Origin of the sequence: Halorubrum sp. ASP1, from assembly GCF_005435135.1 — an archaeon.
Lineage (GTDB): Archaea > Halobacteriota > Halobacteria > Halobacteriales > Haloferacaceae > Halorubrum > Halorubrum tropicale.
Window position 1 is genome coordinate 135,788 of the sequence record NZ_SGUA01000005.1, and the last position, 21,619, is coordinate 157,406.

28 protein-coding genes and 2 tRNA genes are annotated in these 21,619 nt (G+C 69.9%); 21 read left to right on the forward strand and 9 right to left on the reverse strand.

What is annotated here, in order from left to right:
• Positions 1–13 precede the first annotated feature (13 nt).
• The 3 genes from cmk to EXE48_RS09340 form a co-directional block, all read right to left on the reverse strand.
• Positions 14–592 (reverse strand): (d)CMP kinase, encoded by a 579-nt coding sequence (cmk, locus tag EXE48_RS09330; protein ID WP_053771109.1) that lies wholly within the window; start codon positions 590–592, stop codon positions 14–16.
• Between the two features lie 86 nt (positions 593–678).
• Complete coding sequence (locus EXE48_RS09335) at positions 679–1,047, reverse strand: DUF7977 family protein (protein WP_053771108.1); 369 nt, start codon at positions 1,045–1,047, stop codon at positions 679–681.
• Positions 1,037–2,077: a zinc-binding dehydrogenase gene (locus EXE48_RS09340; RefSeq protein WP_053771107.1), complete on the reverse strand. Its 1,041-nt coding sequence runs from the start codon at positions 2,075–2,077 to the stop codon at positions 1,037–1,039. The genes EXE48_RS09335 and EXE48_RS09340 overlap by 11 nt, the downstream gene beginning before the upstream one ends.
• A 229-nt stretch (positions 2,078–2,306) precedes the next feature.
• On the opposite strand from EXE48_RS09340, the gene EXE48_RS09345 reads away from it, so the two are divergent.
• The 13 genes from EXE48_RS09345 (at position 2,307) to rpsB (ending at position 8,525) form a co-directional block, all read left to right on the forward strand.
• Positions 2,307–2,392 (forward strand) — tRNA-Ser (locus EXE48_RS09345).
• Between the two features lie 55 nt (positions 2,393–2,447).
• Positions 2,448–2,969 (forward strand): 30S ribosomal protein S13, encoded by a 522-nt coding sequence (locus tag EXE48_RS09350; RefSeq protein ID WP_053771106.1) that lies wholly within the window; start codon positions 2,448–2,450, stop codon positions 2,967–2,969.
• A complete protein-coding gene (locus tag EXE48_RS09355; protein ID WP_053771105.1) occupies positions 2,966–3,493 on the forward strand; it encodes a 30S ribosomal protein S4 in 528 nt (175 codons plus the stop codon). Before EXE48_RS09350 ends, EXE48_RS09355 begins: the two co-directional genes overlap by 4 nt.
• A 6-nt stretch (positions 3,494–3,499) precedes the next feature.
• Positions 3,500–3,889 carry a 30S ribosomal protein S11 gene (locus tag EXE48_RS09360; protein WP_004046448.1) on the forward strand — a complete coding sequence of 130 codons (390 nt, stop codon included), beginning with the start codon at positions 3,500–3,502 and terminating at the stop codon, positions 3,887–3,889.
• 1 nt (position 3,890) lies between these two features.
• Entirely contained in the window at positions 3,891–4,643 is a 753-nt protein-coding gene (locus tag EXE48_RS09365; RefSeq protein ID WP_137704471.1) for a DNA-directed RNA polymerase subunit D, read from the forward strand.
• A gap of 149 nt (positions 4,644–4,792) precedes the next feature.
• Positions 4,793–4,877, forward strand: a tRNA-Leu gene (locus EXE48_RS09370).
• Between the two features lie 39 nt (positions 4,878–4,916).
• Positions 4,917–5,270: a 50S ribosomal protein L18e gene (locus EXE48_RS09375; RefSeq protein ID WP_053771103.1), complete on the forward strand. Its 354-nt coding sequence runs from the start codon at positions 4,917–4,919 to the stop codon at positions 5,268–5,270.
• On the forward strand, positions 5,267–5,716 hold the full coding sequence (locus EXE48_RS09380; RefSeq protein ID WP_053771102.1) for a 50S ribosomal protein L13: 450 nt from the start codon (positions 5,267–5,269) through the stop codon (positions 5,714–5,716). Before EXE48_RS09375 ends, EXE48_RS09380 begins: the two co-directional genes overlap by 4 nt.
• On the forward strand, positions 5,710–6,108 hold the full coding sequence (locus EXE48_RS09385; protein ID WP_053771101.1) for a 30S ribosomal protein S9: 399 nt from the start codon (positions 5,710–5,712) through the stop codon (positions 6,106–6,108). Before EXE48_RS09380 ends, EXE48_RS09385 begins: the two co-directional genes overlap by 7 nt.
• A gap of 12 nt (positions 6,109–6,120) precedes the next feature.
• Positions 6,121–6,315: a DNA-directed RNA polymerase subunit N gene (locus EXE48_RS09390; RefSeq protein ID WP_006628058.1), complete on the forward strand. Its 195-nt coding sequence runs from the start codon at positions 6,121–6,123 to the stop codon at positions 6,313–6,315.
• Between the two features lie 2 nt (positions 6,316–6,317).
• Positions 6,318–6,494: a DNA-directed RNA polymerase subunit K gene (locus tag EXE48_RS09395; protein ID WP_006628057.1), complete on the forward strand. Its 177-nt coding sequence runs from the start codon at positions 6,318–6,320 to the stop codon at positions 6,492–6,494.
• The gene (gene eno / locus EXE48_RS09400) at positions 6,494–7,696 is read left to right on the forward strand and encodes a phosphopyruvate hydratase (protein ID WP_053771100.1); all 1,203 of its coding nucleotides are present in this window, start codon (positions 6,494–6,496) and stop codon (positions 7,694–7,696) included. Before EXE48_RS09395 ends, eno begins: the two co-directional genes overlap by 1 nt.
• A 16-nt stretch (positions 7,697–7,712) precedes the next feature.
• The gene (gene rpsB, locus EXE48_RS09405) at positions 7,713–8,525 is read left to right on the forward strand and encodes a 30S ribosomal protein S2 (RefSeq protein ID WP_053771099.1); all 813 of its coding nucleotides are present in this window, start codon (positions 7,713–7,715) and stop codon (positions 8,523–8,525) included.
• An 82-nt stretch (positions 8,526–8,607) separates the two neighbouring features.
• On the opposite strand, the gene EXE48_RS09410 is transcribed toward rpsB, so the two are convergent.
• From EXE48_RS09410 to EXE48_RS09435, 6 genes are all read right to left on the reverse strand, one after another.
• Positions 8,608–8,958: a DUF4870 domain-containing protein gene (locus tag EXE48_RS09410; protein ID WP_053771098.1), complete on the reverse strand. Its 351-nt coding sequence runs from the start codon at positions 8,956–8,958 to the stop codon at positions 8,608–8,610.
• A gap of 232 nt (positions 8,959–9,190) precedes the next feature.
• Positions 9,191–9,880 (reverse strand): metallophosphoesterase family protein, encoded by a 690-nt coding sequence (locus tag EXE48_RS09415; RefSeq protein WP_053771097.1) that lies wholly within the window; start codon positions 9,878–9,880, stop codon positions 9,191–9,193.
• 99 nt (positions 9,881–9,979) lie between these two features.
• The gene (locus tag EXE48_RS09420) at positions 9,980–10,414 is read right to left on the reverse strand and encodes an Ig-like domain-containing protein (RefSeq protein ID WP_053771096.1); all 435 of its coding nucleotides are present in this window, start codon (positions 10,412–10,414) and stop codon (positions 9,980–9,982) included.
• A 13-nt stretch (positions 10,415–10,427) separates the two neighbouring features.
• The gene (locus tag EXE48_RS09425) at positions 10,428–10,841 is read right to left on the reverse strand and encodes a hypothetical protein (RefSeq protein WP_053771095.1); all 414 of its coding nucleotides are present in this window, start codon (positions 10,839–10,841) and stop codon (positions 10,428–10,430) included.
• A 44-nt stretch (positions 10,842–10,885) separates the two neighbouring features.
• Positions 10,886–11,686, reverse strand: coding sequence for a hypothetical protein (locus EXE48_RS09430; RefSeq protein ID WP_137711295.1), 801 nt, complete (start codon positions 11,684–11,686; stop codon positions 10,886–10,888).
• Positions 11,687–11,699: 13 nt separating this feature from the next.
• Positions 11,700–12,653: a halo transducer protein gene (locus EXE48_RS09435; protein ID WP_137704474.1), complete on the reverse strand. Its 954-nt coding sequence runs from the start codon at positions 12,651–12,653 to the stop codon at positions 11,700–11,702.
• 207 nt (positions 12,654–12,860) lie between these two features.
• Here EXE48_RS09435 and EXE48_RS09440 point away from each other — a divergent pair, with 207 nt between their 5' ends.
• The 8 genes from EXE48_RS09440 to EXE48_RS09475 all read left to right on the forward strand — a co-directional run bounded on the left by EXE48_RS09440 (position 12,861) and on the right by EXE48_RS09475 (position 21,547).
• The gene (locus EXE48_RS09440; RefSeq protein ID WP_053771092.1) at positions 12,861–14,108 is read left to right on the forward strand and encodes a PstS family phosphate ABC transporter substrate-binding protein; all 1,248 of its coding nucleotides are present in this window, start codon (positions 12,861–12,863) and stop codon (positions 14,106–14,108) included.
• 159 nt (positions 14,109–14,267) lie between these two features.
• Positions 14,268–15,401: a phosphate ABC transporter permease subunit PstC gene (gene pstC / locus EXE48_RS09445; RefSeq protein WP_053771091.1), complete on the forward strand. Its 1,134-nt coding sequence runs from the start codon at positions 14,268–14,270 to the stop codon at positions 15,399–15,401.
• Complete coding sequence (gene pstA / locus EXE48_RS09450; RefSeq protein WP_053771090.1) at positions 15,401–17,029, forward strand: phosphate ABC transporter permease PstA; 1,629 nt, start codon at positions 15,401–15,403, stop codon at positions 17,027–17,029. Before pstC ends, pstA begins: the two co-directional genes overlap by 1 nt.
• Positions 17,030–17,035: 6 nt before the next feature.
• Positions 17,036–17,959, forward strand: coding sequence for a phosphate ABC transporter ATP-binding protein PstB (gene pstB / locus EXE48_RS09455; RefSeq protein WP_053771089.1), 924 nt, complete (start codon positions 17,036–17,038; stop codon positions 17,957–17,959).
• A gap of 4 nt (positions 17,960–17,963) precedes the next feature.
• On the forward strand, positions 17,964–18,635 hold the full coding sequence (gene phoU, locus EXE48_RS09460; protein ID WP_053771088.1) for a phosphate signaling complex protein PhoU: 672 nt from the start codon (positions 17,964–17,966) through the stop codon (positions 18,633–18,635).
• A gap of 2 nt (positions 18,636–18,637) precedes the next feature.
• A complete protein-coding gene (locus tag EXE48_RS09465) occupies positions 18,638–19,648 on the forward strand; it encodes an AbrB/MazE/SpoVT family DNA-binding domain-containing protein (RefSeq protein WP_121599690.1) in 1,011 nt (336 codons plus the stop codon).
• Between the two features lie 70 nt (positions 19,649–19,718).
• Complete coding sequence (gene mvk / locus EXE48_RS09470) at positions 19,719–20,735, forward strand: mevalonate kinase (RefSeq protein WP_053771086.1); 1,017 nt, start codon at positions 19,719–19,721, stop codon at positions 20,733–20,735.
• Positions 20,732–21,547, forward strand: a complete 816-nt coding sequence (locus EXE48_RS09475; RefSeq protein ID WP_137711296.1) for an isopentenyl phosphate kinase — start codon at positions 20,732–20,734, stop codon at positions 21,545–21,547. The genes mvk and EXE48_RS09475 overlap by 4 nt, the downstream gene beginning before the upstream one ends.
• Positions 21,548–21,619: the final 72 nt, after the last annotated feature.

Below are 21,619 nucleotides of genomic sequence, written 5' to 3' on the forward strand. Positions count from 1 at the left end.
GCGGGTTGGGGACTCAGAAGTCGTACGCGACGCCCTCGACGGGCGATTTCCCCTCGTCGTCCTCGGGGTCGTACGCCTCGACGGTCGCGACGAGGACGTCGAGGAACGGTTCGGGGCCCCAGCGGGCGGTGTTGTACGCGGCGTCGTAGATCGAGAGGTCCTCGATGTCGATGTTGTAGTACTCCCGGTACCGCTTGCGCTCGGAGGCCTCGCGGCGCTCCGTCTCCGTCCGCGCGCGGTCGACCGGCTTCGCCTCGCGCGCCGCGATCCGCTCGGCGCGGACCGACAGCGGCGCGTCGAACCAGAACCGGAAGTCGGCGTGGTCGGCCGCGAGCCACCCGGCGAGCCGCGATTCGAGGACCACGTCGTCGCGCTCGACGGCGATCTCGCGGAGCCGGCGGTCGAGGTCGCGGTCGATCTGTGGGTCCTCCTCGGCGAACTCGTTGAACTCGACGGGCGTCATGTCGCGTTCGGCCGCCATCTCGCGGAAGATGTCGCCGCCGGAGACGTGTCCGAGGCCGAGCGCGTCCGCCAGTTGGACGGCGTTAGTGCTCTTCCCGCTGCCGGGCGGGCCGGAGACGGTGATCAACATATCACCACTGCGCGGGTGTCGTTCAAAACGGTTGTCGTTCGGCCGCGGCGGGGCCGTCCGTTCGCGGGCAATCCGGCCCCGCTCGGTCAGGGCTCGTCGTCGGCCGTCGCGGCCGTCATCGACCAGACCGCGACGAGGCCGAGGAGGAGCGCGGGGACGAGCGGGAGCGCGAGGTACGTCGCGAAGAAGGGGAGACCGAACCAGCCCGCGGCGTACGGGTAGACGTAGATGATCCCGGGGATGACGAGCGCGCAGATGAATATCGCCGCCGTCAGCGCCCACCCCTTGCGGCCGAAGCCGTCGGCGGCGGGCTCGTCGGCGGCGGTCGGGCCGCCGGCGCCGGCGCTGTCGGTCGCGTCGGCGCCGTCGTCGGTGCCCGGGACGTGGACGTAGCCGCCGTCGGTGGTACCGTCGGCGGTCGCGTCCGCGTCGTCGTTGTCGGTCTCAGAGCTCACTGTCCGGCTTTAGCACCACCTTGCCAAAGCCCTCACGGTTTTCGATCATCTCGTGTGCGCGCGCGGCCTCGCTCATCGGGAGGACCTCGCGGACGCGGGGCTCGAAGGTGCCGTCCCAGACGAGTTCCAGCACGTCGTCGACCTCGCCGGGCGTCGCCATCGTGGAGCCGATGACGGAGAGCTGGTTCCAGAAGATGCGGTTGAGCCCGGCGCCGGGGTTCGGGCCGGTCGTGGCGCCGCAGGTGACGAGCCGGCCGCCCTTCGCCATCGACTTCAGCGAGTTCGGGTAGGTGGCCTCGCCGACGTGGTCGACGACCACGTCGACGCCGCGCTTGCCGGTGAGCGCGGCGACCTCCTCGGCGAAGTCGTTCGCCTCGTAGTCGATGACGTGGTCTGCGCCGCAGTCCTCGGCGTGCGAGAGCTTCTCCTCGGTGGAGGCGGTCGCGTACACCTCACAGCCCGCGTGGTCGGCGATCTGGACCGCGGCGTGGCCGACGCCGCCGGAGGCGCCGAGGACGAGCACCTTCTCGCCGGCCTCGATGTCGGCGCGCGTCTGGAGCATGCGCCACGCGGTCTGGAAGACGAGCGACGCGGAGCCGGCGACCTCCCAGTCGACGCCGGACGGGACCGGGACGAGGTTCGCCGCGGGCACCGTCGCCTTCTCCGCGTGGACGCCGCGGACGTGCTCGCCGATGATGTGGAAGGAGACGCACAGCGACTCCTCGCCGTTGCGACAGAACTCGCAGTCCCCGCAGGAGACGCCGGCGCTCACGGCGACGCGGTCGCCCGGCTCGAAGCGCGTCACGCCGTCGCCGACGGCCTCGACGACGCCCGCGGCGTCGCTGCCGGGAACGTGCGGCATCTCCAGGTCGATGCCGGGCATCCCGCGTCGCGTCCAGACGTCGAGGTGGTTCAACGCGCCCGCCTTCACGTCGACGAGCACCTCGCCGCGGTCCGGTTCGGGGTCGGGGAACTCGCCGTACTCGATCACGTCGCGGTCGCCGTGGTCGGCGAACTGAACGGCCTTCATGCTCGGACCCTCCCGCGGGACCCACTAAACACTACGCCTCACGGAAACGGGGGACCGGCCCCGCGAACGGAGACGCGAACCCGCGGGACTGCGCGCGAACTGACCGTGCGAGACCCCCACAGCGACCCGACCGTTTCGTGATGTTTAAGTACCGAAGGCGGGAGCATACGAACGCACGAACTGCAGGGGCGTCGGGCCCCGAGTCCGCAAGGGCGATGATACAACGCGGGTTGCGGTAGCCAAGCCTGGCCCAAGGCGCAGGGTTGCTAACTCTGTGGCGTCACTGCCTCCGGGGTTCGAATCCCCGCCGCAACGCTCGAACGGACGAGTACCGCCGATTCGCGTCGGTAGGGCTCACCACAACCAACACATGAGCACGGAAGAATCACAGGACGACTCGCCGGAGGAGGAGGAAGACCTCCAGTACTTCGTTCGGATCGGGGGCGCGGACCTCGACGGGACGAAGACGGTCGAGCGAAGCCTGTCCGAACTCGACGGCATCGGCACGCGCACGGCGCGGCTGGTCGCCGAGAAGGCCGACGTGGACCGCAACGCCACGTTCGGGCTCCTCGACGAGGAGGACATCGACGCGGTGGTCGACATCGCCGAGAACCTCGAAGACCACGTCCCGTCGTGGATGACGAACCGACAGAACGACTTCTTCACCGGAGAGACGACGCACCTCGTCGGCACCGACGTCAGCGAGAAGCGCCGTCACGACATCAACCGGATGAAGGTCATCGAATCGTACAAGGGCGTGCGCCACAAGCGCGGGCAGAAGGTCCGCGGCCAGCGCACCAAGTCCACGGGTCGCTCGGAGGGGACCATCGGGGTCAACGTCGAGGAGATCCGCGAGGAGATGGCGGACGACGAAGGCGGTGACGACGAATGAGCACCGGAAAGAACACCAAGGGCTACGAGACGCCGAACCACCCGTACCAGGGCGAGCGCATCGCCGAGGAGTCCGATCTCCTCTCGCGGTACGGCCTGAAGAATAAAGAGGAGTTCTGGCGTGCCCAGTCCGAGCTGCGTAACATGCGTCGGGAGGCCCGACGGCTGCTCGGCGAGGCGCAGGGCGACGTCGAGGCCGCCCAGGACGCCGGCGCGGAGTTCGTCACTCGACTTCGCCGCATCGGCATCCTCGGCGACAACGACGACATCTCGACGGTCCTGTCGCTCGACGTGACCGACCTCTTGGAGCGTCGCCTCCAGACGGTCGTCTACCGACAGGGCTTCGCCTCCTCGACCCAGCAGGCCCGCCAGTTCATCGTCCACGGCCACATCACCGTCAGCGGCGCCCGCGTCACGCGCCCGTCGGTGAAGGTGGACGTCGACGACGAAGGCGCCATCGCCTTCGACGAGACGAGCCCGCTCGCGGACGATCTCCACCCCGAGCGCGCGGAGTCACAGGAGTAACCAACCATGAGTGAATCCGAGGACGGAAAGTGGGGCATCGCCCACGTGTACGCGTCGTTCAACAACACGCTCATCACGGTCACCGACGAGACGGGCGCCGAGACGATCGCCAAGTCGTCCGGCGGCACCGTGGTGAAGCAGAACCGCGACGAGGCGTCGCCGTACGCCGCCATGCAGATGGCGGAGGTCGTCGCCGAGCGCGTCAAGGACGCCGGTCTGGAGGGCGTGCACGTTCGCGTGCGCGGCCCCGGCGGCAACCTCAACAAGTCCACCGGTCCCGGTGCGCAGGCGACGATCCGCGCGCTCTCGCGTGCGGGCGTCGAGATCGGGCGCATCGAGGACGTCACGCCGATCCCGCACGACGGGACGAAGGCGCCGAAGAACAAGCGAGTCTGACATGACCGAAGACGAATTCGACGTCCAGTACGTCGAACGGGACGAACGCAGCGCGCGGGTGCTGATCCGCGGGCTCACGCCGGCGTTCGCGAACGGCATCCGCCGCGCGATGATCGCCGACGTCCCGACGTTCTCGATCGACACCGTTCGGTTCGTCGAGAACTCCTCGGTCATGTTCGACGAGATGATCGGCCTGCGTCTGGGGCTCGTGCCCCTGACGACGCCGCTCGACGACTTCGAACTCGGCGACGAGGTCACCCTCGCGCTCGACGTCGAAGGCCCGGCGACGGCGTACTCCGGCGACGTCGAGAGCAGCGACCCGCTCGTCGAGGTCGCCGACGAGAACGTCCCGATCATCGAGCTGAAGGAGGGACAGCGGTTGGAGTTCGAGGCCGACGCGGTCCTCGACACCGGCAAGGAGCACGCCAAACACCAGGGCGGCGTCTCCGTCGGCTACCGCCACCTCCAGCGCGTCACGGTCGAGGGCGACCGGGGCGAGTTCGACGACGACGAGCCGAACATCCTCCGCGGCGTCATCGAGACGCCCGAGGGCGACATCGAGCTCACGGACGAGTTCGACAACGACCTCTCGGAACGGTTCCCCGGGAAGGAGGTCGCGGTCGAGGACGTGCCGGGCGCGTTCGTCTTCCACATCGAGACGGACGGCTCGTTCGACGTCGAGGAACTGCTGCTCCGCGCCATCGACTCCATCGAGGAGCGCGCGGACGAACTACAGACGAAAGTCGCAGTCTAAGGAAATGACGGCCCTTCGAACCAACACCCTGACCGTCGCCCCCGCCGACAGCCGCGGCCCCGCTCCGACCGCCGGAGCGCCCGCGGCCGACGCGGCGGACGGCGGGACCGAAAGTGGTTTGAAGGGAGCCGGAATACGATGGAGTGCACGCAGGGATAGCCAAGTCAGGCCAACGGCGCAGCGTTCAGGGCGCTGTCCTGTAGAGGTCCGCAGGTTCAAATCCTGCTCCCTGCACTCCGTTTTCCACGAACTCTCCGTTCAGGAGGGACAGCTATGAGTAGCAAGACGAACCCGAAACTACAGAACCTCATCGCCGATCTGAAGTCGGTCTCGCGTGGCTCCGGTGCCAACGTGTGGCAGGACGTCGCCGACCGACTGGAGAAGCCACGGCGCACGCACGCTGAGGTCAACCTGGGCCGCATCGAGCGGTACGCTCAGGAAGACGAGACGGTCGTCGTCCCCGGCAAGGTGCTGGGCAGCGGTGTGCTCGAAACGAACGTCACCGTCGCCGCCGTCGACTTCTCCGGGACCGCCCGGACGAAGATCGACCAGGCCGGCGAAGCGGTGACGCTGGAACAGTTCATCGAACAGAACCCCGAAGGGAGCGACGTGCGGGTGATCCGATGAGTCTCGCGAAGATCGACGCGGACGTCGTCGTCGACGCCCGCGACTGTATCCTCGGTCGCGTCTCTTCCGAGGTCGCGCAGCGCGCCCTCGCCGGGGAGACCGTCGCCGTCGTCAACGCCGAGCGCGCCGTCATCACCGGCAACGAGGAGTCGACGATGGAGACGTACCACAAGCGCGCGGAGCTCGGCTCGGACAGCGGGCCCTACTACCCCAAGCGCCCGGACCGGATCTTCAAGCGCGCCATCCGCGGCATGCTGCCGTACAAGTCGGAGGACGGTCGCGAGGCGTTCTCGAACGTGCGCGTGTACGTCGGGAACCCCTACGAGCGCGACGAGGACGTCGAGAGCGTCGTCCTCGACGGCACCTCGCTCGACCGCCTCTCGAACATCAAATTCACCACGCTCGGGGACATCTCCGAGTCTCTGGGAGCCAACGTCACATGGTAACGAACACCTCAGGCAAGAAGAAGACGGCCGTCGCCCGCGCCACCGTGCGCGAGGGCGAGGGCCGCGTGCGCATCAACTCCCAGCCAGTCGAGCTGGTCGAACCGGAACAGGCGCGGCTCAAGATGCTGGAGCCGTTCCGCATCGCGGGCGAGGAGCTCCGCGAGGGCGTCGACATCGACATCGACGTCGAGGGCGGCGGCTTCAGCGGGCAGGCGGACGCGGCCCGGACCGCGATCGCCCGCGGCCTCGTCCAGCACCTCGGCGACGCCGAGCTGCGCGACGCGTACATGAACTTCGACCGCACCCTGCTGGTCAACGACGTGCGCCAGTCCGAACCCAAGAAGTGGGGCGGACCCGGCGCGCGCGCTCGCTACCAGAAGTCCTACCGCTGAGGTGATCCAGTCATGATGATCCCGGTCCGGTGTTTCACGTGCGGCAACGTCGTGGGTGAACACTGGGAGGAGTTCAAAGAGCGGGCTCGCGAGGGCGACGAGGACCCCGGCGAGGTGCTCGACGACCTCGGGGTCGACCGGCACTGCTGCCGGCGCATGCTGGTCAGCCACCGCGACCTGGTCGACGTCGTCTCGCCGTACCAGTAACCATGTCAGGACAGCGATACAATCGATACGAGAAGGCACGCATCCTCGGCGCGCGAGCGCTACAGGTGTCCTACGGGGCGCCCGTGCTGATCGACACCGACCAGACGGAGCCGATCCTCGTCGCCGCGGAGGAGTACGACGCGGGCGCGCTCCCGTTCACGGTCCGGAGGGAGAGCTGATGACGCGGATCACCAGCGTCTCGCTCCGCCGCGTCCTCGACTCGCGCGGGAACCCGACGGTCGAGGCCGACGTGCTCACCGAGTCCGGCGGCTTCGGCCGCGGCGCGGCCCCCAGCGGGGCCTCGACGGGCGAGTACGAGGCGATCGAACTGCCCGCGAGCGAGTCCATCGCGAAGGCCCGAGAGCACGCGGTGCCGCGCCTCGAAGGCGTCTTCGCGGGCGACCAGCGCGCGGTCGACAACGCCTTGCGCGCCGCCGACGGGACGGACGACTTCTCTGCCATCGGCGCCAACAGCGCGGTCGCCATCTCGATGGCGGCGGCGAAGGCGGCGGCCGACGTGCTGGGCGCGCCGCTGTACCAGCACCTCGGCGGCGCGTTCCGCGGCGAGAACTTCCCGATTCCGCTCGGCAACGTCGTCGGCGGCGGGGAGCACGCCAAGGAGGCGACCCACATCCAGGAGTTCCTCGCGGCCCCCGTCGGGGCGCCGAGCGTCTCGGAGGCCGTCTTCGCGAACGCCGCGGTCCACGCGGCTGTCGCGGACGTGCTCGACGAGCGCGGCGTGCCCGCGGCGAAGGGCGACGAGGGCGCGTGGGCGCCACCGATCTCGGACGCGGAGGCGTTCGAGGTCGTCGACGAGGCGGTCGACCGGGTCGAGGAGGAGGTCGGCTTTGAGATCCGCTTCGGGCTCGACATGGCCGCCGCCGAGCTGTACGACGACGACCGAGAGGCGTACGTCTACGGCGACGAGACGAAGTCGGCCGACGAGCAGATCGAGTACGTCGCCGGCCTCGTCGACGAGTACGACCTCGCGTACGTCGAGGACCCGCTCGACGAGAACGACTACGAGGCGTTCGCGGAGCTGACCGAGCGGGTCGGCGACCGGACGCTGATCTGCGGCGACGACCTGTTCGTCACCAACGTCGAGCGACTTCAGGACGGGATCGACGCGGGCGCGGCCAACAGCATCCTGATCAAGCCGAACCAGATCGGAACGCTGTCGGACGCGTTCGACGCGGTCGAACTCGCCGCCCGCAACGGGTACGAGACGGTCATCTCCCACCGTTCGGGCGAGACCGAGGACGCAACCATCGCACACCTCGCCGTGGCGACCGACGCCGGCTACATCAAGACCGGCACGGTCGGCGGCGAGCGCACCGCCAAGCTGAACGAACTGGTCCGCATCGCGGACGACGCGGTATGACGGGCCCACACCACGCATGAGCGAAGACAACGACGCGGTCGAACTCGACGACGACGCGGAGACCGAGGCGGTCGACGCGGCGGTCGAGGAGGAGGCCGACACGACCGAGGAACCGACCGCCGACGCGGGCGCCGAGGGGGCGTCTGCCGACGCCGAAACTGGGGCGTCTGCCGACGCCGAGAGCGAGGCCGCAGAGGAGGCCGAAGAGGAGGCCTCCCCGTTCGACGACGACGTCATGCCCGACGACGACGTCGACCTGCTGATTCCCGTCGAGGACTACCTCTCCGCCGGTGTCCACATCGGGACCCAGCAGAAGACGAAGGACATGGAGCGGTTCATCCACCGCGTCCGCGACGACGGGCTGTATGTCCTCGACGTGAGCCTGACCGACGAGCGGATCCGCACGGCCGCGGACTTCCTCGAGAGCTACGACCCGGAGCAGATCCTGGTCACGTCCTCGCGGCAGTACGGCCGGTTCCCGGCCGAGAAGTTCGCGGACGCCATCGGCGCCCGCGCCCGCACCGGGCGCTTCATCCCGGGCACGCTGACGAACCCCGACTACGCCGGCTACATCGAGCCGGACGTCGTCGTCGTCACCGACCCGATCGGTGACGCGCAGGCCGTCAAGGAGGCCATCACCGTCGGCATCCCGGTCATCGCGATGTGCGACTCCAACAACCAGCTGTCGAACGTCGACCTCGTCATCCCGACGAACAACAAGGGCCGCCGCGCGCTGTCGGTCGTCTACTGGCTCCTCGCCAACGAGACGCTCGACCGCCGCGGGGCCGACACCGTGTTCGCCCTCGAAGACTTCGAGGACGAACTCTAACGCGGTCGGTTTTCGAGTCCACTTCCGTTTCGTTCCGTCACCGCCCGCTAGCCGCCGGCATCGCGCTGAAGAGACGACGACCTCAGACGATGTCCGGCGTGAACGGGTACGAGTAGACCTGTCCGTCGTTGGCCTTCACGGTCGCGAGAAGCACCAGTACCAGGTCGACAACCGCGATGATCGGGAACAGCAGAAGCCCGACGAACACGAAGCTCAGCACGGCGGCGAGCATGAGCGCGGCGAAGACGACGATCTGGAAGTTCAGCGAGTTCTTCGCGTTCTGCGTGACGAGTTCGTCGTCGTCGTCCGCGAGGATCAGGAACAGGATCGGCCCGAGGAAGGAGGCGAACAGCGCCGACGCGTGAGAGAGCGCCGCCAGCGTCGTGTCGCCGTCGACGCGACCGTCCCCGGCGTCTGTGGCTGGTGTTGACATAGCAGGAGTTTGGTTTCGTAGCTGAGAGATAAGCTTTGGGAGAGGGCGGGCCGCCCGGCGGGAGCCCGTCGACCGCCGCCCATGTCAGTCGGCCGTCGACGCGATCGTCGAGGTGACAGGCGTGCGGCCGGCCGGTCGTCGATGCCGGGAGCGAGCGCGTCGTATCGGCGAGAGCGCGGCGTTCCGAGGAGGACTCTCGCGGTCGCTGCCGGCCGAGCGGGCGCCGAGCGGCTCAGCCCAGCTCGGCCACGTCGACGATCTTGGCGTCGCTGCGCTCAACGCCGCCGCGGAGCGCGGGTACGGCGGTCACGGACTCGTTCCGCAGGTCGTAGGCCGTGAGCGACCCGCCGTAGACGCAGCCGGTATCAAGGCCAACCGCGCCCTCAGTGAGGACCGGGTCGTCGAGGACGGTATGACCGAAGAACACGCGCGGCGGCCCCTCGTACTCCTCGTACCAGTACGGAGAGTCGTAGCTGCCGCCCGGGACCAGCGACCGGGTGGTCTGGAGGTCATCGATCGTGTGCGCGTCGAGCGGCTCGCGCGGGTCGACGCCGCCGTGGACGATCAGGTTGTCCCCGATCTCGATCGCGACCGGCAGCGACGCCATCCACTCGAGGTCCGCTTCGGACAGCGCGTCGAGCGACTTGTCGCCGCGCAGCAGCTTCTCCTCGTTGTTCCCCCGGACGGTGAACATGTTGTCCGCCTCGCGGACGCGCTCGACGACCGCCGCGCTGTCGGGGCCCTTCCGGACCAGGTCACCCACGAACACGACGAGGTCGTCGTCGGTGACGCGTAGCTTCGACAGCAGCCGGTCGAGCGGCTCGGGACAGCCGTGAACGTCACCGACGACGTACGCGTCTTCGTACTCGTCGATGTCGATATCGAGGTGGTTCGGTTCGACGTCCGGGTGGAAGCGACCCATTGCCCATCGATACGGCTGAGCACCTATTAAGCGCCGCTAAGACCCGTATATATTGATATATAACGTTCCGAAGCCGTTTCCTCCGGCGTCGCTCCCGGCTCACGCCTCGGTGACGTGCTGACAGTCGGCCTCCAGCCGCAGGTCGGGGCCCTGGTCCGGGGCGGACTCGATCCAGAGCTCGACGCCGCTTCTGTTCGGCCCGTCGCAGGGGAGGGACGCCCGCTCGAACCCGGGCCAGTCGCGCTCGAACCGGGCGTCGTCGACGGTCACGACGACCGTCTCCGGCTCGGCCGGCCCGGGGAACGTCGCGTCCTCCTTGGCCTCGTTGTCGTCGGAGAGCCGGTACGACTCCTCGAACAGCGTCGCGCCGCTCGCGTCGAGGACCGTCACGGTCACGTCGCGCGTCGCCTCGCGGTCGGCGAGGTAGACGCTCACCCAGTGGGGGGCGGCGTCGGCGTCGTCGCGGCCGACGCACCCGGCGGCGACGACTGTCGACAGCCCGGCGGCGAACGCGCGGCGAGTTGTGGAGGGCATCGGTTCCGATCCATCAGCAGATCCACTTAAACCGGTCGCTCGCGTTCCGTCGCGGCGTCTCGGTCACGAGCAGGTCGACCGGTACCCGTTCTCCGGGCCGTCGGAAAACACGAAGGAGTGGCTCAGCGAGTTCCGCGGACAGCCGGCGCACCGTAGCGTTCCGCGCCGCACCGAGCAACAGGTCGTAGTACGGTCCCGCGGCGTCCAGCCGAACGAGTTCGATCGTCTCCCGCGTCCCGGCGCCGTCCGTCACGCGGACGGTGAGGTCACCGGCGGCGACCCGGTCGTCGATCAGGTATGCGGTCATCCGGTACGACGTCGACTCGGCGTTCTCGACCGTCGCGTCGGCCGCGGAGCCGCCGGGCGCGGTACAGCCGGCGGTCGCGATCAAGAGGACGCAACAGAGGGCGAAGGTGTGGCGGGGCACGGTTCCTCGGTCGCGTTGCGGATGAATCAACGCTTTCCCGGCGCCTAGGCGTCCGCTCGCGCCGCGGGGAGCCACGCGGGCGGCGCGACCTCACTGTCGGCGGAGCGGGGAGCGACCGCGTACTCGAACCGCTTGGACTCGCCCGCCCGATCGTACGCGAGGACGGCCTCTCGGACGACGCCGTTCCGGTCGACGGTCAGGTAGCCCCGGATGTCGGTCGCGTTTCGGACCGCGACGTCCGTCGGCGCGTAGCGGATCAGCCGCTCGCCGTCCTCGTCGACGGTCCGGACCGCGCGGAAGTCCGCCACGGTCAGGATCCGGGAGGCGACCGCCCACATCGAGTCGGCCGCGCGGTACCGCGTCTCCGCCAGCGAGCCGTTGGACGCCTCGAAGGAGACGTCCCTGTTCCGGGCGCTCCGGCTGTACCGGACGCCCCCGTCGACGTACACCTCGCTGCGCGTGACGTCGACGTACCCGTTGTGAACGTCGAGTCGGAACCGGGTCCGCTCCGAGGTTGCGTCGTACTCGTAGTCGGCGTACGCCCCGGCGCGGAAGCGCTCGACCGCGGCCCCTGTCACCGGCTCCGTTCGGAGGAAGGTCACGGACCGCTCGCGCGCCGTCGCGATGTCGATCCCCGTCCGGGAGAACCCCGCCGGAAACGGGACGTCTACGAGCCGCTCGTCTGCGGTCTCGTTCGGCTCGGAGTCGATCGGCGGCGAGTCTGGCGGCGAGGCGTCGGGCGGTGCCGCCCCGCCCGGAACGACGCCGCCGCAGCCGGCGAGCAGGAGGAGGGCGACCACGGTCGCGGCGCGAGCCCGCGTCGACGCGTCGCCTCCTTGCGACATCGCGGTAGTCAAACTACTGACGAGCCCGGTCGGCGGGCGCTCCGCCGTCGTCGGACAGCGCGGACCGCGCCTCCGCGACCGTCTCGTCCACCCGCGCCCACGCGACGGGCGGCTCGATCGCCGCGAGCTCCGCGTCGAGCGCGTCGAGCCGCTCGCCGAACCGGTCATCCCGGTCCGCGCCGTCGGCGAGCGCCGCGCCGTGTGCGGCCACCTCGGCCTCAAGTTCGTCGAGCCGCGCGTCGACGTCGTCCGGGAAGGCGACGCCGTCGCGCTCGGCCCACGCGCGGAGGTCCTCGGCCTCGGCGCGGAGGTCGGCGACGACGAGGTCGAGGACGCGCGCCTGGACGCCGGCCTCGAACCGTCGCTCCGGGTCGGGCTCCTCGGCGGCCCGGAGCGCCTCGACGGTCTCCGCGAGGGACTCGGCGGACTCCTCGGCGGCCTCGACCTCGTCGACGAGCCCGTCGTGGCGGCGGTTCGCGGAAGAGAGCCACGCCTCGAACGCCTCGAGTTCGGTTTCGAGGTCGTGGGCGACGCGGACCACGTCCTGTGCGCCGGTCGTCACCTCGTGAAGCTCGACCGCGGCGCGGTAGACGTCCATCGGCGACTCAGGGTCCGCCCTGGCCGCCCCGAGGTCGTCGGCGAGCGCCTCGACCTCCGCCCGGAGGTCGTCGAGCCGCGCCCCGAACGCCCGTCTGCGGACCTCGACGACGTCGAGGTCGGGCGCGTCGGCGGCGGCCGCGGTCGCGTCCTCGTGAGCGCGCGTCGCGAGGTCGACGCGGGTCTCGGCGGTGGCGAGGATCTGCGACACGTCCGTGACGGTCGACTCGAAGGCAGCGGCCGTCACGGTCCCGTCGTCGGTGACGGGGTCGAGCCGACGGCGGATCGACTCCGGATCCGCGTCGACTCGATCGGAGACCTCGTCGACAAGTACGTCGACTGAAACGTCTTCCGTCGCGGGTCGAGACATGCACGTCCGTTTTCGACGCGGCGGAGTAATACCTTCGGTCAGATACGTATTTATGCGATAGAGGCCAGCAGAGCGCTATATTTGTCTATATATCCTATTGAACCCGATATTACTAATATGGGATCTACAGACGCCTCTACCCGGCCACGGATACCGACATATCAGAAATATAAACCAGTTTAATACACTACTGCCTGTCTCCACTCGATGTCAGACCGGAACTGGGTTGACGGAGGCGTGTCGCGGCGGAAAGTTCTCATCACGTCCGGGGCGCTCGGGTCCGCCGGATTGGCGGGCTGCGGGGGCAGCAGCGACGGTGGTGACGGCGGTTCGGGCGGTTCCGGCGGCGACGGAAGCGACGGAAGCGACGGAAGCGACGGAAGCGACGGAGGGTCCGGCGGCGACGACGGCTCCGGTCTCAACACGGCGCTGCTCAACGCCGAGGGCTCCTCGACGGTGTACCCCATCTCGAACACGGGGAGCTCCTACTGGAACTCCAACGCGCCGCCGAGCGACGGCGAGTACTGGGGGTCGAACGACGAGGGCTCGGTCCCCGGCTGGGACCAGCTCTCGTCCGACGGCGCGGGCGACATGAAGATCGCCGACTACTTCGCGGCGAAGTTCGGCTACGAGCCGACCGACCAGCGCTCCTCGCCGCCGTTCCCGACGACGGTCGGCCTGAGCCACTCGGGGACCGGCTGCGAGGCCGTCACCGAGGGGCTCGTCGACATCGGGAACTCCTCCGGCCCGATCACGGCCGAGCTCGACTGGAGCGAGGAGAAGGCCCAGAGCACGGTCGTCGACAACGTCGTCGGTCGCGACGGCCAGCCGGTCGTTATCAGCTCCGACGTCGCCGACGCCGGCGTGAGCCAGCTGACGGGCGAGGAGATCCGCGCGATCTACCAGGACGAGATCACCAACTGGAGCGAGATCGACGGCGTCGACTACGACCAGGAGATCTACGTCATCGGCCGCGCCGAGGGCTCCGGGACGGACACCTCGTTCCGCCTGAACATGCTCGGGAGCGCCGACGCCTCGATGTCCGGCGTCGACACGCGCTTCGGGCAGAACCAGCAGGTCGCGCAGGCCGTCGCCCAGAACGAGGGCGCCATCGCGTACATGGCGCTCGCGTTCACGGGGCCGGAAGTGACGCCCATCGCGATCGAGTTCGACGGCACGCTGTACGAGACCAGCCGGGACGCGGAGAACACCATCTTCGACAGCGAGTACCCGCTGAACCGCGACCTCCACATGTACACGCTCATCGAGGAAGACAACCCCGACGGCGGCGGGTACGACGCGCGCGAGGCGGCGTTCGTCAACATGTTCCTCAACGAGTTCGGACAGACCGTCTTCGTCGAGGGGAACAACTACATCCCGCTCCCGACCAGCGACCTTGAAACGATGAAAGAGCAGGTCTCGTCCGTGGCCACGGAAGACCTGCTGATGCCGTAGACCGGTTCCGCCTCGACGCTCGGTCACGCGCTGCCACGTGATCCGGCGCGGCCCGCCCGGGCCGTCGTCCGCAGACTCCGGGACGCGCAAACTCCCCTCTCGACGTAAACACCACTTCTATAATACACGCAAGACGCAAATGGCACTCATAACAGATTCATGGCAGAGGTAACAGACTCTCAGAGCGGACGAATAAACAGCGCTGTAAGCGCCCAGATCCGGCGGACCCGCGAGTTCGTCGAGGACACGGAACCGGCCGCGCTCGCGATCATACTCGTGATGGCGATGTCGCTGCTCGGAACGCTCGTCGGGTTCTTGGCCGTCTCGGACCTCACGATCGTTCCGTTCGTCGTCTTCCTCGGCGCCGCGGGGATCGGCTGGTTCCGGTACCAAGAGGAGACGGCGTACACCATCGCGCTGATGATGACCATATCGACGATTCTCATCCTCGGGCTCATCATCGTGTTCATCTTCCGGGAGTCGGTCCCGGTCATCCAGTACGAGAGCGCGACGGTGTTCGGCGTCACCGTCCCCGGGCTCAGGATGTTCATCCAGCCGAACTGGGACGCCGTCTCGCCGCCGATCCGGTACTCGATGGTACCGATGATCCACGGGACGGTGATGGTGACGCTCATCGCGTCGGCCGTCGCCGCGCCGCTCGGGGTCTCGGCGGCGCTGTTCCTCTCCGAGATCGCCCCGCCCACCGTCCGCGAGGTCGTCAAGCCCGGCGTCGAGATCCTCGCCGGGATCCCCTCGATCGTCTACGGGTTCATCGGCTTCACCGTGCTCGGCCCGTGGGCCTCCGACCAGTTCCAGACCACCGGGCAGGGGTCGTACCTGTTCGTCGGGATCGTCGTCGGCCTGATGGCGCTGCCGACGGTCGTCTCCGTGGCGGAGGACGCGCTGAGCAGCGTCCCCGAGTCGATGAAGAGCGGCTCGCTGGCGATGGGCACGACCGACTGGCAGACGATGACCTCGATCACGCTCCCGGCGGCGTTCTCGGGGGTGTCGGCCGCGGTTCTGCTCGGCGTCGGCCGCGCCATCGGCGAGACGATGGCCGCCACGGTGATGCTTCGCGGCGTGCCGCGGCTCACGGACCCGCTCGTCAACGTCTTCTACGGGCAGGAGACGCTGACCTCGATCATCGCGCGGAACTACGGCGAGGCGGACGGGCTCCAGATGGACGCCCTGTTCGTCGCGGGCGTCATCCTGTTCGTCACCGTCCTCGTCATCTCGATCGGCGCGCAGTACATCGAGTGGCGCATGTACAAGCGGCTGGGAGGTGAGGTCTGATGGCCGGTGCCAGCGAGACCGACGCGAAGCTCGTCGAGTCCGAGACCACCGAGACGGACGCCGTCGCCGGCGTGGCCGTCGGTCTCTCTGCGACCCTCTTCGCGCTCGCCGTGGCGGCGCTGTTCGAGCGCGTCAGCCTCACCGGGTCGCTGCTCGGCGTCCAGACCGTGACGCTGCTCGGCGGCCTCCTGACCGCGCTCGGCGTCGCGGTGATCGCCTTCGGCGCCGGGTCGCGGCTCGGCTACGTCGAGACGGACCCGGACCCGAGCGCCGGGCTCATCGCGGGCTTCGGCGCCGCCGTCCCGTGGGTCGTCATCGGCGGCAGCGTCGTGAGTCAGACGCTCGGGCTCGGCACCGCCGTCGGCGTCCTCGGCGGCGTCGCGGTCGGCGGCCTCGCGTTCGCGCTCACCGTCCTCCCGCGGGAGGACGTCGGCTCGACGCTCCCGCTCGGGGCCCTCCTCGCGCTGACGGGGCTCGTGTTCCTGACCGGCGTCATCGGTCCGGAGTGGGCGTGGGAGCTCGACTGGGCCCAGCAGGCCGCCATCACCGCCGAGTTCCTCATCCCCGCGTCCACGCTGTTCGCCTCCCTGTACGGCGGCTGGGCGTCGGCGAAGGCGTACGGCGGCTTCGGTGCTCGCGGGCGCCACATGGGCGCGTACGTGCTCGTCTACCTCAACGCGCTCTCCATCGTCGCGTTCCTCTTCATCCTCGTCGCCTTCGTCGTCGTCCAGGGGATCCCCGGCCTGTTGAACGGCGCCGAGTTCGGGTTGGGCAGCGGGCCGACGATGTCGGTCTTCGGCGTTTCGGTCGCGCTGCCGGTCTCCGTGCCGTTCGTGATGAACGGCGTCGCCCTGTTCAACGACTTCCAGGGCGTGCTGCCGGCGATCGTCGGCACTGTCTGGCTCGTCATCGGCGCGGTCGTGCTGGCGGTCCCGCTCGGCGTCGGCGCGGCGCTGTTCCTCACCGAATACGCCGAGCGCGGCCGGTTCACGCAGGTCGTCGAGGTCGCCACCAACGGGCTGTGGAGCACCCCGAGTATCGTCTTCGGGCTGTTCGGGTTCGCGTTCCTCATCCCGCGGTTCGGTAACGGGAAGTCGCTGCTCGCCGGGATGATCACGCTCGGCTTCATGCTGTTGCCGCTCGTGGTCATCACGTCGCGCGAGGCGATGCTCTCCGTTCCCGACGAGTACCGCGACGCCAGCGCCGCCCTCGGCGTCTCGAAGTGGCAGACGATCCGCAGCGTCGTGCTGCCGGCGGCGCTCCCGGGCGTCGTCACCGGCGTCATCCTCGGCGTCGGCCGGATCGCCGGCGAGACGGCGCCGATCCTGTTGACGATGGCCGGCGGGACGTTCATTCCCGGCTCACAGACGGTCGACGTCCTCGGGAGCTTCCAGTTCACGTCGGCGCCGCCGTTCGTGGCGAATCCGGCGCTGATGGAGGCGACGTCGGCGCTGCCGTACCAGCTGTACGCCCTCATCACGGCCGGCGTCGGCGCGAGCAGCAACGTCGGCAACGCGGACGAGTTCCGCTGGGCGACGGCGTTCGTGCTGCTCGTCGTCGTCCTCTCGTTCTACGCGGTCGGCATCGTCACGCGTTACTACTTCCGGCGCCGCCTCAAGCACACGTAACTACCAATGAGCGAAAACACCAACCCACAGACCCAGACCGACACCGCGACGACGGACAGCGACCAGCCGCTCACGACGACTCCCGGTGAGACTGTCGAACAGACCCAGTCCGAATGGACCGACTACGAGTTCCGGGGCGAAGCGAAGATGTCCGTGGACGACCTCCACGTCCACTACGGCGACGACCACGCGCTGAAGGGCGTCTCGATGGAGATTCCCGAGAAGAGCGTCACCGCCCTGATCGGCCCCTCGGGCTGCGGGAAGTCGACGTTCCTCCGGTGTCTGAACCGGATGAACGACCGCGTCAGCTCCGCCCGGATCGACGGCTCGGTGAGGCTCGACGGCCAGGAGATCTACCAAGACGGGGTCAACCTCGTCGAACTCCGGAAGCGGGTCGGGATGGTGTTCCAGTCGCCGAACCCGTTCCCGAAGTCGATCCGCGAGAACATCGCCTACGGCCCGGAGAAGCACGGCGACCTCGACACGGGCCTGCTCGCTCGGCTCCTGAACCGGAGCGACGCTGAGGAGCGCGACGAGCTGGTCGAGCGGTGCCTCCGCGACGCGGCGCTGTGGGACGAGGTGAGCGACCGGCTCGACGACAACGCGCTCGGCCTCTCCGGCGGGCAACAGCAGCGCCTATGTATCGCCCGATGTCTCTCCGTCGACCCCGAGGTCATCCTGATGGACGAGCCGGCCTCCGCGCTCGACCCGATCGCCACCGCGAAGATCGAGGACCTGATCGACGACCTCGCGGAGGAGTACACCGTTATCATCGTCACGCACAACATGCAGCAGGCGGCCCGCATCTCCGACCAGACCGCGGTGTTCCTCACGGGCGGCGAACTGGTCGAGTACGGCGACACGGACCAGGTGTTCGAGGACCCCAACAGCGAGCGCGTGGAGGACTACATCACCGGCAAGTTCGGGTGATTCCGTGCCCCGAGAACGGTACCAGGAGTCGCTCGACGGGCTCCGCTCGGAGGTGCTCGCGATGGGCGACCTCGTGACGGAGCGGCTCGGAGACAGCCTGGAGGCCGTCGAGAACCGGGACGAGTCGCTGGCGCGGGAGGTCGCCGCCGGCGACGACGAGGTCAACGAGACGTACCTCGAGTTAGAGGACCGCTGCGTCGACCTCTTCGCCCTTCAGCAGCCGGTCGCCGGCGACCTCCGGTTCGTCACCGCCTCGTTCAAGATCATCACCGACTTAGAGCGGATCGGCGACCTCGCGGTGAACCTCGCGAACTACTCGCTGGCGGCGCGGGAGACCGTCGCCCCGGAGGTGGCGGTCGACGCGATCGGCGCGGCGTCGCTCGACCTCCTCGAACGGAGCCTCGCGGCGTACGAGACCGGCGACCCCGCGGCGTGCCGGGCAGTGTCCGCCGACGACGACGAGGTGGACGCGCTCTGCCAGCGCGCGAGCGAGAGCGTCACCCGCGAACTGATCGCCGAGACCGACGACGACGGGTGGGCCGCCGAGCGGCTGTTGGACGACGTGTCTCGGCTGCTGTTGACCGTGCGAGACTTAGAGCGGGTCGGTGACCACGCGGTGAACATCGCGGCGCGAACCCTGTACATGGTCGAGAACGACCCGGAGCTACTCTACTGAGCATGGAAACCCGCAAGGTCCAGACCGTCGGAAACGGAACGTACACCGTCTCGCTGCCGAAAGAGTGGGCCGAGTCGCAGGGCGTCACCGCCGGCGACACCGTCAGCCTCCACGATCACATCGACGGCGTGCTGGCGGTCCAGACGCCCGAGGGCTGCGACGCCGACGCGCCGGCCGCCGGCCGGATCGAGTCGGCCGAGCCCGAGGTGATCGCGCGGGCGCTGCGAGCGGCCTACGCCGCCGGCCTTCGAGAGGTCACGATCGAGTGCGACGGGGCGCTCACCCCGGCGCAGCGGCGCGTCGTCGAGCGGACCGCTCGGGGTCGGATCGGGATGTCCGTGGCCGCGGAGTCCGAGACCGAGACGACGGTGCGGATCATGTTAGACTCTGAGGAGGTCTCCGTGAGCCAGTCGCTCCGCCAGCTGTCGTTCACCGCGCGCTCGATCCACGCGGACGCCGTCGAGTCGCTCGAGGCGGCGCCCGACGAGTCGCCGGTCGGCTCCAGAGACGACCAGGTCGAGCGCCTCGCGGCGATGATCGAGCGGTCCGTGTCTCGGGGGGCGGCGGACCTGAGCGAGGTCGACGCGCTCGGCGCGACGCGGCCGGAGCTGTTCGAGTCGTGGACCGCGATGCGCGAGCTCCGCCGGTTCGGGGACGCCGCGTCGGAGATCGGCGCCGCCGCCGCCGCGCTCGACGAGCCGCCGGACGGACCGCCGCTGGAGGCGTTCCGCGAGGTCGGCCGAACGGTCCGCGACGTCGTCGTCGACGGAGTGGGCGTGACCCTCGGCGACGACCCCGTCGCCGCCGCGCGGGACGCGGTCGTCGCCGCCCGCGAGGCGCGCGAGCGGATCGACTCGTTCGACCGGTGGTTGGACGAGGCGGGACCGAGCGCCGCGGAGCTGCGTTGGGCCTCGCGTGCGCTCCGACGGACCGCCGAGCGCGCCGGCGACGTCGCCGAGGTCGGGCTCCGGCGGGCGGTCCGGTCCGGCGAGCCGGTACGCGACGCGGAGTAGGGGTGCGACCGCGGAACGCGCCGCTCCGGCAAGCGCAACGACTGTAAGCCCGCGGAGCGACCGTCGTCGTATGACCGTTTGCGAGGCGCCGGGGAAGGTGTACCTCTTCGGCGAACACGCCGTCGTCTACGGCGAGCCGGCCGTGCCGGCGGCCATCGAGCGACGCGCCGCGGTGACCGCCGAGCCGCGCGAGGACGACCACGTGCGCGTCGAGGCGGAGGACCTCTCCTTGGACGGGTTCACCGTGGAGTACTCCGGGGGGACGAGCGACCGTCCGGACGTGGACGTGCCGACGCCGCTCGTCGAGGCCGCGATGGGGTACGTCGACGCCGCCGTCGAGCAGGCGCGGGACGCGGCCGACGCCCCCGACGCCGGCTTCGACATCACCGTGGAGAGCGACATCCCGCTGGGCGCGGGGCTGGGGTCGTCCGCGGCGGTGGTCGTGGCCGGCATCGACGCCGCGACGCGCGCGCTCGGCGAGCCGCTCGACCGCCGAGAACTCGCCGAGCGGGCGTATCAGGCCGAGTTCGAGGTCCAGGACGGGCAGGCCTCCAGGGCGGACACCTTCTGTTCGACGATGGGCGGCGCGGTCCGGGTCGAGGGCGACGACTGCGAGCCGATCGACGCCCCCAACCTCCCGTTCGTCGTCGGCTTCGACGGCGGCGCGGGCGACACGGGCGAGCTGGTCGCCGGCGTCCGCGCGCTCCGCGCGGAACACGAGTTCGCGGCCGACACCGTCGAGTCCGTCGGCGACCTGGTCCGGGAGGGCGAGCGGCTCCTCGCCGACGCCGACCCCGGGAGCGAGCCCGACCCGGAGCTGCTCGCGGCGCTCGGCGAGCTGATGGACTTCAACCACGGGCTGCTCGCGGCGCTGGGGGTCTCCGCCCGGTCGCTCGACGCCATGGTGTGGGCCGCGCGGGACGCGGGCGCGCACGGCGCGAAGCTCACCGGCGCGGGCGGCGGCGGCTGTATCGTCGCGCTCGACGAGAGCGACGCGACGGAGACCGCGCTCTCGTTCACCCAGGGCTGCGAGGAGGCGTTCCGCGCCGAGCTGGCGACCGAGGGCGTCCGGGTGGTGGAGCCGTGACGGGCCCCGGCGCGGCGGGCGACGGCGCGGACGGCGCTGCGGACCCCGCCGCCGGCGTGCCGCCGGTCGTCCTCAAGCTCGGCGGGAGCCTGATCACCGAGAAGGACCGGCCCGAGACCCTCGACGGCGACGCGCTCGACGCCGCCTGCGACGCGGTGGCCGACGCGCTCGCGGCGGGCGACGTCGACCGGCTCGCGGTCGTCCACGGCGGCGGGAGCTTCGGGCACCACCACGCCAGCGAACGCGGCGTGTCGACGACGGCGGGCACGCGCGACGCGGACGCGGTGGCGGCGGTCCACGGCGCGATGAAGCGGCTGAACGCGCACGTGTTGGACCGGCTCCGCGAGCGGGGCGTGCCCGCGGTGCCCGTTCACCCGCTGTCGCTCGCGGCGCGGACGGCGGGGACGGGCGGCGGGCTCGACCTCCCGCTCGGGTCGACGGCGACGCTGCTCGGCGAGGGGTTCGTCCCGGTTCTCCACGGTGACGGGGTGGCGACGGCGGGCGACGGGGTGACGGTCGTCTCGGGCGACGAGCTGGTCGTCGAGCTCGCCGCGGGGCTCGGCGCGCGCCGGGTCGGCGTCTGCTCGACGGTCCCTGGCGTCCTCGACGGCGACGGCGACGTGATCGACGCGATCGACGCGTTCGAGGCGGTCGCGGACGCGCTCGGCGCGAGCGACGCCACCGACGTGTCGGGGGGGATGGCCGCGAAGGTGCGCGAGCTGCTCGCGCTCGACGCGCCGGCGCACGTGTTCGGCGCGGAGGGGCTGGCGCCGTTCCTGCGCGGGGAGGACGCCGGGACCCGGATCGACTGACCGGTCGACCGCGGTCGCGCCGGGAACGGCGGCGCGCCCGGGTACAGAACCCTTATTCGACCCACGGCCCTC